The organism is Bacillus sp. ME78, assembly GCF_903970865.1.
Taxonomy (GTDB): Bacteria; Bacillota; Bacilli; order Bacillales; family Bacillaceae_G; genus Bacillus_A; species Bacillus_A cereus.
The window spans coordinates 28037-40510 of the sequence record NZ_CAJCKK010000020.1; the positions used below are offsets into that span (position 1 = coordinate 28037).

Genomic DNA, 12474 nt, shown 5'->3' on the forward strand with positions numbered 1-12474 from the left:
TCCTCCACTACAACAATTTCGTTTTTAATGCTTCGGTATATTTCATAATCGCTTCGCGTAAAACGATTTTAGTGCCTTTTTCAAAAATTAAATCGTCCACGTTTGAAACTAATAAACATGTAGAAATCCCTAACTTTCGTACAATGATTAAATCACAAGTTTTATGTTTAATTGCTTCATAATTTTCACGTAAAACTTGCAAGACCATTTTTCCTTCTTCTAAACTAATATCTCCCGATTGTAATAATTCTTCTAACATGTACACATAAAGAATATCTACAAATTGAAACTCTGCTGTTTTATTCGTTTGTTCTATGAAAAATTGTAAAACTGGTTCTGATGCAATCCCCTTACGTAAAATGTCTTCCTTTGTTAAAAGAATTTCTCTCACACTCGGTGAAAACATATTCGCTAGTTCATCAAGTGATAAATCCTCTTTCATCGTTTGGATTTTATCAATACGCTCTAATATCTTTTCTTTCGGAAAAAATGTCTCTTGACCCGTGAATGTTGACTTTCGTACAAACCAATCTTCCGGTATTAAATTTTTTCTTTTCCACCTATATAACTGTCCGTATGAAATGCCAGTTAGTTCTAATAAATCTTTTTTTGAAATCAAATCTGTACTCAACTGTATAACACTCCTTCCTGATAACAATGTAACATAACACTGTTACGCTGTAAATAGACTTTTATCACAAGTAGCGTAACAATGTGTAAAACAAACCTATTCCTACATACAAAAAGGCTCTTACACATCTTATGAAAATGCGCAAAAGCCCTTATATATCAAGACTTAAACCAAATATTATAAAAATCAATCCAACCTTGTGAATTAATCATTATATTTTGAACTTTTTCGTGTGTACTTACCTCTTGTTTATTACGATATAAAGGAATAATATGAATTTGACGTAACAAAGTATCCTCGATATCGCGTAACAGTGTAACTCTTTTCTCTAATTCTTCTTGTTTAAAATAAATAGACAACTTTTCATAAAAGTCCATGTTGCTTTGTCCATGAATAAAACTATTTTTTGTAAGAAACATATATAATAGACTATCTTCTATTCGTTCGCTTATTGTGGCACTATCATGCATCATATCAGCCTTTTGTATCGTACTTACTTCCAATAGCTCTTCTATATCAAGAAAATTATTTTCTACACGAATCCCGTACTTCGCACACTCTTTTTGTATCCATTGTGCATCTTCAACATGATCTCGTCCTGTAAATGTGTAGAGCTGTAGCACTTCATTATGATAAGTACTCCTTTTAATTAAACTTTCTACATCTTCCTCAATCTCTACAATGCTTTCACCTGCTAATATTAGTTTCTTTGCCACTTCTCCACGTTCTCCGCCGAGTTCTTGAACGATTGTATAACCATGAATGATTTTATATAACGCTTTCCGAAATAACTCATCTTGCATTGGTCCTTCTTTCGTAAGATTACATGTTATATATGTCACGTTCGACTCAAGCCGAGACAATTCTTTATTATGTTTTTCTTTATCTTTATACTGCGCCTTTACTAAAACATCGTATGTACTTACACCTTGTTCTACATTCCACAACTCAACACGATCTAAAAAAGGTCTTTCACGAAAATATAAAGGATGACCTTCTAAAATGAACAGATTTTCATTACTTTTATATAATTGAAAAGACCCTGTTCCAATTAGCTCTCCTGCTTCATCTTCATTCACGATAGAACACTGTTCTGCACTTATCATATGTAAAAACATTTTATTTTCCGTTTGTAATTGAATTTCGACAACGTAGTCATCCACTGAACGGATACTTTCAACGTGTTGTAACATCCATGCGTGTGCATTATTTTCCAGCTTCATAAATCGATTCAATGAGTATATAACATCATGTGCAGAAAGTTGTTTTCCATTATGAAAGTGAACTCCTTTTCGTAAATAAAACGTCCATATTTTTTCAGCGTCATTATATTCCCAGTGAAATGCAAGTCTTGGCTCTATAATGTTTGTATTACCGTCTACATACACGAGTGTGTCGAATATATGTTTTACCATATGACATTCTGAACGCATTGTAGCGTATACAGGATCTAATGTGATATCTAAATTCATTTGTACTTGCAACCGGAGTACATCTCTTCTCCCTTCAGATGTCATTTCAATCTTATGACCAAATATTGAATCTACCCAGCAGTGATATTCTCCCTTTACTGACGGAAAATGTGAGCTATAGCGTTCCACAAATATGCTTCCGCTTTTCACATCCCCTTTTTTCGTTATTTCTTTTCCTCTATCTAAAATTAAAGACATCGGGTGCTTTTGAAATATTAACTTAGAACGATTTCCCCTGCCGCGACCTGGAAACCACTTGATCCAATTTAACTCATCTAATTTTTTTATAATTAATTTACTATTACGCTCTGTACAAAATAATGTTTCAGATATATTTTGCACTGTTACTTCCAATCGTTCTCCCTCTTTTTTCCCTTTTCCATAAGCAATCCATAGTTCAATATATTGATCTAAAATAAACATCATAATCCCCCTAAAAGGTGAAAAATACTCCCTATTGTTTCTACCCTTTTTCCAATTCTTCTTTCATCCTATCATTTCAATATAGAAAGGAGGAATTAATATTGAATTATCTCTTACTTCGTTACAATAAACCTATTTTTATTAGACTGTGTGGTGAATTATTAACCCGAACGACTGAATCTATGCTAGCTATCATTATGATTATTTACGTTAATAAAATGTTAAACGGCAATGTAATAATAACTATGCTGATTTTCGGATTACAGCCACTTTCAGACATTTTATTTACACTTATTGCTGGAGGAATTACTGATAAATATGGCCGGAAAAAGATTATGTTACTCGGCTTATTGCTACAAAGTGTTGCAATCGGTAGTTTCGTTTTCGCTCAATCCGTTTTTATATTTGCACTGTTATATGTCATTAATGGCATTGGCCGTTCCTTATATATTCCGGCTCAACGTGCACAAATTGCTGATTTAACAAAAAAAGAGCAGCAAGCAGAAATTTTTGCTCTTCTACAAACGATGGGAGCAATTGGATCCGTAATCGGCCCTTTAATCGGTGCAAGTTTTTATAATACTCACCCAGAATATTTATTTATCGTGCAAAGTGTAACCCTTACGATATATGCCGTTGTTGTTTGGACCCAGCTCCCAGAAACCGTTCCACCTATAAGTAAGTCAAAACAAACAGTTGAGGCAAGTTCACCAAAGCAATTTGTTTTTAAACATTACGCCATATTCGGTCTTATGCTTTCTACACTTCCTATTAGCTTTTTTTATGCACAAACTGAGACGAATTATCGTATTTTTGCAGAACATGTATTTCCTAATCTCGTATTCATACTCGCATTTATTTCAACATGCAAAGCCATTTTGGAAATCATTCTACAAATCTTCCTCGTAAAATGGTCTGAACGATTTTCTATGGCGAAAATCATCCTTATTTCTTATACCTGCTTTACAATAGCTGCAGTTGGCTTTAGTTATTCAACGACGATATTGTCGTTATTCTTCACCTTACTCTTTTTAGTCATTGGAGAAAGTATTGCTCTAAACCATTTATTACGATTCGTTTCAGGAATTGCACCTCATGATAAACGTGGTTTATATTTTTCAATTTACGGTATACACTGGGATATATCTCGAACGTGTGGACCAGTTATTGGTGCAGTTTTATTAAGTAAGTTAAATGGAAGTATGCTGTTTTATATTTGCGCTAGTTTCTTAGTAGTTGGAGGTATTGTACAAGCGTTATTTGTTCAAAATTTGGAACGAAAAAAAATCGTGAACCAGCCTACACATAATTTATAGGTTACTACTTTTTCAGTAGATCAACATTTCTTATTGGATGCATGCTAAAAAACAAAAGTGAAGTATTTCGCATATGAAAGGAAACGTTCCTTGTTTACAACTAAAAACACCTCACTTAAAGAAAGTGAGGTGTTTTTGAAATCACTTAATTTCTTATCCTGCCATTTTATTAATACTATCCTCTGGTGAAAACACGGAAATATGATCTACCTTACCAGTCGATTTTGGAATGACAAATTTTAACTCATACTGGTTATTTACTTTGTATACATATATTTTATCTTCACCATTCCCTTTAACTGAAGATGGTTTTCCTAACGCTTTTTCAATTTCTTGTAATGTAATCGATTTTAGTTCTGCATGATATGAGCGTACATCAAAAACTTGTGACCCTTTATTAAATCCGAAAACAACATTTTTATTTGTAAAAGTTGCGTACATTCCATTCCCTGCATATTCGGTTTTATTTGCTTTCCCCCACGCTTTTTCAATTTCTTCAATATCCCCTGTATGGGCTCCAAATGGTATATTAGGTACTTTTCCTTCTTTTGCTAGTTCAAACAAATCTTTAACGTGGTTAATTGATTTTTGATTAAGTGTTCTATCTTTCGAATCTTGCTCAGTTGATGGTTTTGTTGTTTTTTCATTACTTGGTTTTGCTTCAGGATTTTTCTGTTCTTCTGAAGAATTGCTTTGTTCATTTTTATTATTTTCCAAGGTTGGATTTGTTTCCTTTTTTTCGTCTGTCCCTTTACATGCTGCTAGCGCAAACATACATGCTAAAGCCAAAAACAACATGAATATTTTCAAATACCCTTTCATCATTTCCCCCCCTATTGCATCTTATTCATTTCGATAACCAACCCATTACACTACTTTTCAAATTATGTTTATTCCAAAAAGTCAGTGCTTCATTCTCTCCAAAGGCTTGTACAAAATATGTTACAAAAGCTGTTCCTAAAAAGTAACCAAGTCTGTTATATCCGAAGTAACTACCTCCTGATAAACGGAACCATTCTTTCTCTTTTTCATCTGTCCATCCTTCAACATAATCTTGTAAAAAACGTTTCTTTATTTTCTCTTCATTTTCTTTATAATATTGTAGCCATGGATCACCGTCACTATTATATGAGTAGTAAACAGACTCATTTAAATCTTTAACGATTTTTTTTGATAAATAAGTTGCAACACCTTCACGATACAAACTTACCGACGCATCGGTCCATTCAGCCCTAGTCCAATCCATTCTAGTATTTTGTAGCATAACATTATGATATATATGACCTATTTCGTGAGCAGCAATAACACGAAGATGATTCAAATCTGGAGATAATTTTTCTGCCGCAAAAAATATGTCTCCAATGATTTCCCTTTCTACAAATGCATTTGAACCAAATCCTCCAACGAATAAATGGAATTTCATATTTACATCAAAGTTATATTTATTACGATATTCATTTGTTACCTCTTGAATAATAATTGGTAATGATTCTGCAATAATACGAATATCTTCTATTTTTGCGGGATATTGTTTAATGGCATTAGAAAGACGTTCTTTCGTTTTAGGACAATGATACTTAAAGTATTCTTCAAATATCTCTGAATGCGAAGTAAAGTATCGATTAAGGAGTTCTAATTCTAAATCGTCACTTTCCCATAATTTTAAAAAACTTGGAATTATATTGTTAATCACTGTATTCATCTCCTTATTTAAACCTTCTCTTCTCAATGATAATATCCTCTATCTATAGCTGAAAATATGCCGTCACAACAGCTCCTTGAAACAGAAAAAAACCAGTAGGAAGTGATTACTCTTTTCCTACTGGTTGAAATGAAATCAAACGGTAAATCTTAGTTTCTTAAAAAATGTAGCGATAGTGCTTTTTACAGTTTCAAAATTATAAGCAAATGTATTATCTCCACTTAATGATGAAATACATGTTAAACCTGCAGCTTTAATAAAAGCTTTTACATCTACAAGCATAGAATTAGCCTCCATGAATTTAATTACAATCATTATAACAGGTGTTTTACGATACTAACATGAAAGTAATAAATAATCCTACTTAATAAATAAATTTCTATTATTAATTTATCCCGCTATTTGCCGGGCAGTAAGATCCCCACGTCGAAGCAAAGAAGTTAGATGGGGGTAAGGGCTGCCCGTAAAAGCCCGATTGGTAGGGCTAATAATCAGTGGGGATGAACCCCCCACTGATTAAAGCTTCACTTTATTTAGCTCAAAGTACACCATTTCAATGTCATATAAAAAAGCTGCCCCAAAAGGACAGCTTTAAATATGTATATTACACTTCAATTGACTTACCGTCTTCAACAATATGATAAAGTAAGTGAGCTAAATGATGAATTGGACCATATTCTTCCTCTTCCTCATCTGTTTCACCTTGGTATTCCAGATCATTTAAGTATAGTGCTAAAAATTGATAGTATAGTTTCAAATCAAATCCATAACACGCAGTTGGTTCTTCATGATCTCCTTCATATTGTAACATTAAGTATTGATCATTTCCTTCTGCATCTTCTGCATCAAAGAATACGAAGAAGCCAACGTTTGTGTCTAAATCAAATAAATGACGAGTACCTTTTTCAGTTGCTTTATTGAAGTCCTCTTCACTTAATTTATGTACTGTTGTCGCTTTTGCATTATCTTCTTGATGGAAATTTACTGTAAATGATTTCAATGCTGACACCTCCTGATTGTATAATACTAGCATAACATATAAAAAGGACTGCTTACAAATGTAAACAGTCCTGCTACATTCATTTCCGCATTGCTCGTAGTAAAAAACTCACAATGAAGATCAAAATAACCGCACCAATTAAAGCAGGAATGATTGCAAATCCGCCTATTACAGGACCGAAACTACCAAGTAATTTCGTACCAATCCAAGAACCGATAATACCAGCAATAATATTACCAATTACACCACCTGGTACATCCCTTCCAGTAATTAAGCTTGCAAACCATCCTAATAAACCACCAACGATTAAAGACCAAATCATATAATAACCTCCTTTATATTTAACCAATCAAAATATAATTAGAAACAATTGCTTACCATTAGTTATGTGACATTTTTCATAAGTTATTCATGCTGCTCAACTATAAGATTTTTGAGAATAATACACACCGATAAACTATTTTTCGAACTGACGATTTATCCGACTTGTTATTACACACATTAAGGACAATCTGGCTTCAATATTGTTCGCATAAACTCTTCTTTAAAAGCAGGATAGTTAAAACCAACAGCAATTCTCTGAATCGGCCGATCATCAAACCTTGTTGGTTCAGCTATTTTTCTAAAGTCAGCTACACTTTGGCCCCTAGTCACATCATTTGTCGTACTAATCCACACTGCCGATTTTTTATATTCGAAAATACTATCGTTTATAAACGAGATAAACGGTAGTAAATCGTGTATGGGACTTCCACCAATACCTGGATATTCTTTTTTATAAAAATTCTCATAATAAAAATCAATCATTGGTTTAATGAGTTTCGCCTGTCCAGTTCCTTGTTTATCTATTATATTGGCCATTTCAGGCGTAATAAGCGCACCCTGTGTTACATTTAACGGGTATATAGTAGCGTTTTTCGCATATTTCATAACAATATTTGCTGCAATTGGATCACCATAAAAATTCGCTTCAGATACTGGTGTAACATTACCTGGAAATAGGAAAGCGCCGCCCATTATATAATACGAACAAATACGATCCATTATATTTGGATACAATAAAAATAACGTAGCAAGCGTCGTTAGTCTTCCTGTCGCCACAATTATAATATCTTCTGGACAAGGTTCGATTAATTTGATTAATTCACAAAAATTTTCTCGTTTACAAATTCTCATTTCAGGTGGAATAATAGGACCTAAACCATGATCCCCATGGATTTCAGGGAAAAACAAAGGTTCTTCAGCTGTCATCGGCCTACTCGCACCTTCAATAATTTTCACTTGTGTAGCATAGTACCTTTCTAAAAAATAAACATTTTCCGTAACGATATCTCGTGATACATTCCCGTACTCTGCAACAATACCTAGAATATCTAATTTACATGTTTTATTTGCATAAATTAACGCTACGGCGTCATCAATACCAAAGTCTCCAAAAAAGATGATTTTCTTATTAACTATTCTCACCCCTCTTCAGCATAATCTACTATTATTATTATGTGAAAAAGACAAGGCGGTGAAACAGCGCAAACTAAAAAAGCCGCCTATTTATTGGCGACTTCAATCTTTTTATAAGACAAATATGCTAGTACATTTTTACTTGAATCGTATTTCGGGTTATTTCCTTTTCTTGGCTCTCTCATATGTGTCTTTTCAAATCCAGGAATGTCTGGCATTTTCCCCATAAATTCAAGCATTTCTTCCTCAGTACCTTCAATGCGTACACGAATCATAATAACTATTCCTCAATTCACAGTTTCTCTGTACTAAGTATATCGTACTTCAGAAAGACTGCAACACATTTATCTTTTTAATGTTGTACTTTTTTTACATATAAACATAGCCATTTCAGTATAGAACGAATCTACTTTATTATTTTTAAGTTGAATATTAAAATATTCCTTCATTTCGTTTGGTGCTTTCATCATACATTCTGTTAATTTTTCACGCTTTTGTACAGGGACATCCATCATATTACACCACCAGTCAAAATCAAACTTCTTATCAAAAGTAAGACATGACTGCATTTGCAAACCGTTTTTTTCTAATAAAGTAAGCCATTCTGTCTTTTTTAGAGCTCGTTCATGACTTGGGTCCCGCTTCTTTTCTATAAAATTATAAAATGTATCATATTCATTATTTTCTGGCGAAACATTATCTATTAAGATGAATAACCCATTATCCTCCAACGTACGATTTACTTCATAAATAAATTGAGCCGGATTCGTAAAATGATGGGCTGCAATCCGGCATGTAATTGTATCAAAAAAATGATCTGCAAATGGTAAATCCTCTGCGTTTCCTGCTACAAAAGACACATTTTCATGACCATTCTGCTTTATAAAACCTTTTGCTTTTTCTAACATCTGTTCTGTTAAATCAAGTGCAATTACTTCTTCAAACATAGGTGCTAGCATATTCGCAACATGTCCGCCGCCAGTAGCAACATCAAGAAGACGATTATTATGGCGAGATTCAACTTGTTGAACTACATGCTGTAAGTCCTGTCCTTTAGCATGTATTTTACTATTCACATACTTATCTGCATTACTGCCAAACTGTTTTTTCACAAGCTCCTCTTTACTCATTTTATCATCTTCTTTCTATTGTAATTTACATATACGATTCATATAATTATTACAATTCTCTTCATGTATTTTCAAATCCTCTTTTCATCTCACTTCTTATCGTGCTGTCCTATCATCAACATAATATAAATTTTACTTTTACTATTAAACAAAAAAGGCTACGGGAACTTCTCCCCTAACCTGATTAATTATTTATTACATTTTCATTTCTTCATATACGTCTATATAATATAAATCCTCTTTCAACTTCATAATAACATCTACTTCGTTATAAGTAGCCTCACGAGCATGTAATCCAAATTGATCCATACCAATCCATATCCATCCAGGTGTATGATATAAAACATCTATGTTAAAATAATCTAATTTAGTAAGCTCCGATGTAATAAATTTATCTTTATTAGCGATTTGTTTATCTAGTAAACCAAATTCTTTTCCATTTTCAAATAGCGATATAAATTTCCCTATAATCGGATGTTCACGAACAATAAAATGATATTCCTTTTCCTCTACATTTGCCACAATCAAACGAGAAACAGATAAATCAGCCCCCGAATTCGACATATTTGTTTATTCACCTCCTTATATAGGTCTCTTCAATATAATAACAAATGAATATTCAAATCAGATTAATATAATGTAAAAAATAAAAAAGCTGACTTCCCTTTAGAAATCAGCCTTTATAATTTGATCAACTTTATACTTTTACAAATTATTATAATGTTTCTTTTTCCTCATCATTTCCGGAAACTAAACTTCCTATAGCATCTGCTGTTACTTCCACTACAAATTCACAAATACCTGCTACAACTTCTCCAATTACTTCATCCATCTTTTTACCCCCTTATTTTATGTAACTTATTTGTAGTATAGAAGAAATTGGTGAATGTAAACTATCGAAAAAGGTGACATAAACCTTACAGAATTGTAAGCTCTTTCATCACTTTACGTACCCCCTTTGAAACCCCAAGTATTTTTAGCGGACATATAGGCCATCATAATATGAAGCAAGTAATAATCAAGTGTCAGGAGGCGTATTATATGTATTACGTAAAATTAATTAAAGGTCAATCTTTCTACGCTTTTGATCATCGTTTCTTAGTGTCTGAAGAAGAAAAGGTTTCAGAGAAAATCTATAATTACTTACGACGTAATGAATTTTTTGAAGTACGTAAAGAAGAATATTCCGCTTAATTACAAAAAGCATTAAGAAAAATATCATCTTATTGTGATATATTCTTAATGCTTTTATGTAAATTGCTTCTTTTCAACAATTGTTGTTGACTCTATTAAATAATCTAGTATTTGTCCAAGCTAATTCGTCACCTCCTCATATTCTAGTATATGAGGAGGTGACGAATATGACTCATATCATTGATTACCAAGCTACTCAACCTATAAGTAAAACTGGTGAAACAACTTTTGCAATCCCCTCTTCTCCAAATAAAGCAATTTTAGCAAATTTGAAATTGAGAGTTTCAAGTAGAGATTCACTTAATAATCGAGTAGAATTAATCGCTACAATTGGTGTAGAAGGTATAACTGGGACTTCACAAGTTTTATTCCGAATTTTCCGTGATAACATTGAGATTTTTAATGCACAAGTAGGTATTGAATCTACAGATTCTGAACAATTTTATGTACAAACATTTCAAGCTATAGATCAAAACGTTGGCAGTGGAACACACGAATATTCATTAACTGTAGAAAACCTTACTAGTGGTGCAAGTGCAGAAGTTGTTGGTCCTCTATCTTTTAGCGCTTTAGCTATTGGACAAGAACGTAAATGTTGCTAAGTGAAATTAATTTTAAATTTTGTACTTGAGAAAAGCAAGACGTAGTTATACGTTCTTGCTTTTTTATTTTCCCTATTTTTAACCATATGTCTTTTACATTTCAATTGCTTATTTCATCAATTAACTAATCAAATTTTCGGCAAATCAAAAAGATTGAAATCCAATTATGAAACACGTAATATAGACTCTGACTCTAAAAAAGTTCGTATGAAAATAATACATAAATAAGGAGGTTTTATATACGAGTTTTTCATTTTAAAAGACGGAGAGGTTTTATGTTATGTGGCGTAATAAAAACGTTTGGATTGTTTTAATTGGGGAGTTTATTGCAGGTCTAGGATTATGGCTTGGTATTCTTGGCAACCTTGAATTTATGCAAAAATATGTCCCTTCTGATTTCATGAAATCAGTTATATTATTTATCGGACTATTAGCCGGTGTTCTAGTTGGACCTATGGCTGGCCGTGTCATCGATCAGTATGAGAAGAAAAAAGTTCTTCTTTACGCTGGGTTTGGTCGAGTTTTAAGTGTTATTTTTATGTTTTTCGCTATTCAATTTGAAAGTATCGCATTTATGATTGCATTTATGGTTGCTCTTCAAATTTCAGCAGCATTTTATTTCCCTGCGTTACAATCTGTGATTCCACTCATCGTAAGTGAGCATGAGTTATTACAAATGAACGGTGTACATATGAATGTTGGTACAATCGCTCGTATTGCAGGTACTTCACTAGGTGGAATTCTTTTAGTTGTGATGAGTTTACAGTACATGTATGCCTTCTCAATGGCAGCATACGCCTTATTATTCCTCTCGACTTTCTTCCTGCAATTCGAAGATAAGAAATCAACAACACCAAGTAAACAAGCTGCAAAAGATAATAGCTTTATGGAAGTATTTCGTATTTTAAAAGGAATTCCTATTGCTTTTACAGCACTTATATTAAGTATTATCCCTCTTTTATTTATAGCTGGGTTTAATTTAATGGTTATTAACATTAGCGAAATGCAACATGATCCTACGATTAAAGGGTTCATATATACAATTGAAGGAGTCGTATTTATGTTAGGTGCCTTCGTAATTAAACGTCTATCTGATCATTTCAAACCTGAAAAATTACTATATTTCTTCGCAGTTTGTACTGCTTTTGCACACCTATCATTGTTCTTTAGCGATATAAAATGGATGGCTCTTACATCATTTGGTTTGTTTGGGTTTAGTGTTGGCTGCTTCTTCCCTATTATGTCGACGATTTTCCAAACGAAAGTTGAAAAAAGTTATCACGGTCGCCTCTTCTCATTCCGTAATATGTTTGAGAGGATTATGTTCCAAATCGTCTTACTTGGCACAGGGTTCTTCTTAGATACAATTGGGTTACAATATATGGTTCTCATCTTCGGGGTCGTTTCATTATTGATTATTTCTATTTCCCTTTCTAAGCAGAAACATTATGAAAAACAACATTCGCAATCTGCGAATTTATAAAATAAACAAAGAAGTATGGATATAATATTGAATCCATACTTCTTTGTTTTATAATACGCCTAT

15 protein-coding genes are annotated in these 12474 nt (G+C 32.9%); 4 read left to right on the forward strand and 11 right to left on the reverse strand.

Features of this window, described 5'->3' with window-relative positions:
* Positions 1-7: 7 nt before the first annotated feature.
* Both H6481_RS19710 and H6481_RS19715 read right to left on the reverse strand, forming a co-directional pair.
* Positions 8-631 carry a YhbD family protein gene (locus tag H6481_RS19710; protein ID WP_023522229.1) on the reverse strand — a complete coding sequence of 208 codons (624 nt, stop codon included), beginning with the start codon at positions 629-631 and terminating at the stop codon, positions 8-10.
* Between the two features lie 158 nt (positions 632-789).
* Complete coding sequence (locus H6481_RS19715; RefSeq protein ID WP_182812902.1) at positions 790-2526, reverse strand: SgrR family transcriptional regulator; 1737 nt, start codon at positions 2524-2526, stop codon at positions 790-792.
* 101 nt (positions 2527-2627) lie between these two features.
* Here H6481_RS19715 and H6481_RS19720 point away from each other — a divergent pair, with 101 nt between their 5' ends.
* Positions 2628-3842, forward strand: a complete 1215-nt coding sequence (locus H6481_RS19720) for an MFS transporter (RefSeq protein WP_097920602.1) — start codon at positions 2628-2630, stop codon at positions 3840-3842.
* Between the two features lie 153 nt (positions 3843-3995).
* Here the strand turns inward: H6481_RS19720 and H6481_RS19725 are convergent, their stop codons facing one another.
* The 9 genes from H6481_RS19725 to H6481_RS19765 form a co-directional block, all read right to left on the reverse strand.
* Entirely contained in the window at positions 3996-4667 is a 672-nt protein-coding gene (locus H6481_RS19725; protein ID WP_182812904.1) for a YjgB family protein, read from the reverse strand.
* 22 nt (positions 4668-4689) lie between these two features.
* Positions 4690-5544 (reverse strand): aminopeptidase, encoded by an 855-nt coding sequence (locus H6481_RS19730; protein ID WP_182812942.1) that lies wholly within the window; start codon positions 5542-5544, stop codon positions 4690-4692.
* 135 nt (positions 5545-5679) lie between these two features.
* Positions 5680-5826 carry a hypothetical protein gene (locus tag H6481_RS19735; protein WP_000959551.1) on the reverse strand — a complete coding sequence of 49 codons (147 nt, stop codon included), beginning with the start codon at positions 5824-5826 and terminating at the stop codon, positions 5680-5682.
* A gap of 322 nt (positions 5827-6148) precedes the next feature.
* Positions 6149-6544, reverse strand: coding sequence for a hypothetical protein (locus H6481_RS19740; protein ID WP_000834885.1), 396 nt, complete (start codon positions 6542-6544; stop codon positions 6149-6151).
* A gap of 79 nt (positions 6545-6623) precedes the next feature.
* The gene (locus H6481_RS19745) at positions 6624-6866 is read right to left on the reverse strand and encodes a GlsB/YeaQ/YmgE family stress response membrane protein (protein ID WP_000638310.1); all 243 of its coding nucleotides are present in this window, start codon (positions 6864-6866) and stop codon (positions 6624-6626) included.
* Between the two features lie 179 nt (positions 6867-7045).
* Complete coding sequence (locus H6481_RS19750) at positions 7046-8011, reverse strand: nucleoside hydrolase (protein ID WP_182812906.1); 966 nt, start codon at positions 8009-8011, stop codon at positions 7046-7048.
* Between the two features lie 77 nt (positions 8012-8088).
* Positions 8089-8277: a DUF3970 family protein gene (locus tag H6481_RS19755; protein ID WP_000621885.1), complete on the reverse strand. Its 189-nt coding sequence runs from the start codon at positions 8275-8277 to the stop codon at positions 8089-8091.
* A gap of 69 nt (positions 8278-8346) precedes the next feature.
* The gene (locus H6481_RS19760) at positions 8347-9132 is read right to left on the reverse strand and encodes a class I SAM-dependent methyltransferase (protein ID WP_182812908.1); all 786 of its coding nucleotides are present in this window, start codon (positions 9130-9132) and stop codon (positions 8347-8349) included.
* A gap of 195 nt (positions 9133-9327) precedes the next feature.
* Complete coding sequence (locus H6481_RS19765) at positions 9328-9696, reverse strand: hypothetical protein (protein WP_182812910.1); 369 nt, start codon at positions 9694-9696, stop codon at positions 9328-9330.
* A gap of 477 nt (positions 9697-10173) precedes the next feature.
* Between H6481_RS19765 and H6481_RS19770 the strand changes: the two genes are divergently transcribed.
* The 3 genes from H6481_RS19770 to H6481_RS19780 all read left to right on the forward strand — a co-directional run bounded on the left by H6481_RS19770 (position 10174) and on the right by H6481_RS19780 (position 12411).
* A complete protein-coding gene (locus tag H6481_RS19770; RefSeq protein ID WP_000291907.1) occupies positions 10174-10326 on the forward strand; it encodes a YqbF domain-containing protein in 153 nt (50 codons plus the stop codon).
* Positions 10327-10493: 167 nt separating this feature from the next.
* A complete protein-coding gene (gene exsC, locus H6481_RS19775; protein ID WP_182812911.1) occupies positions 10494-10928 on the forward strand; it encodes an exosporium protein ExsC in 435 nt (144 codons plus the stop codon).
* 280 nt (positions 10929-11208) lie between these two features.
* Positions 11209-12411 carry an MFS transporter gene (locus H6481_RS19780; protein ID WP_182812913.1) on the forward strand — a complete coding sequence of 401 codons (1203 nt, stop codon included), beginning with the start codon at positions 11209-11211 and terminating at the stop codon, positions 12409-12411.
* Positions 12412-12474 lie beyond the last annotated feature (63 nt).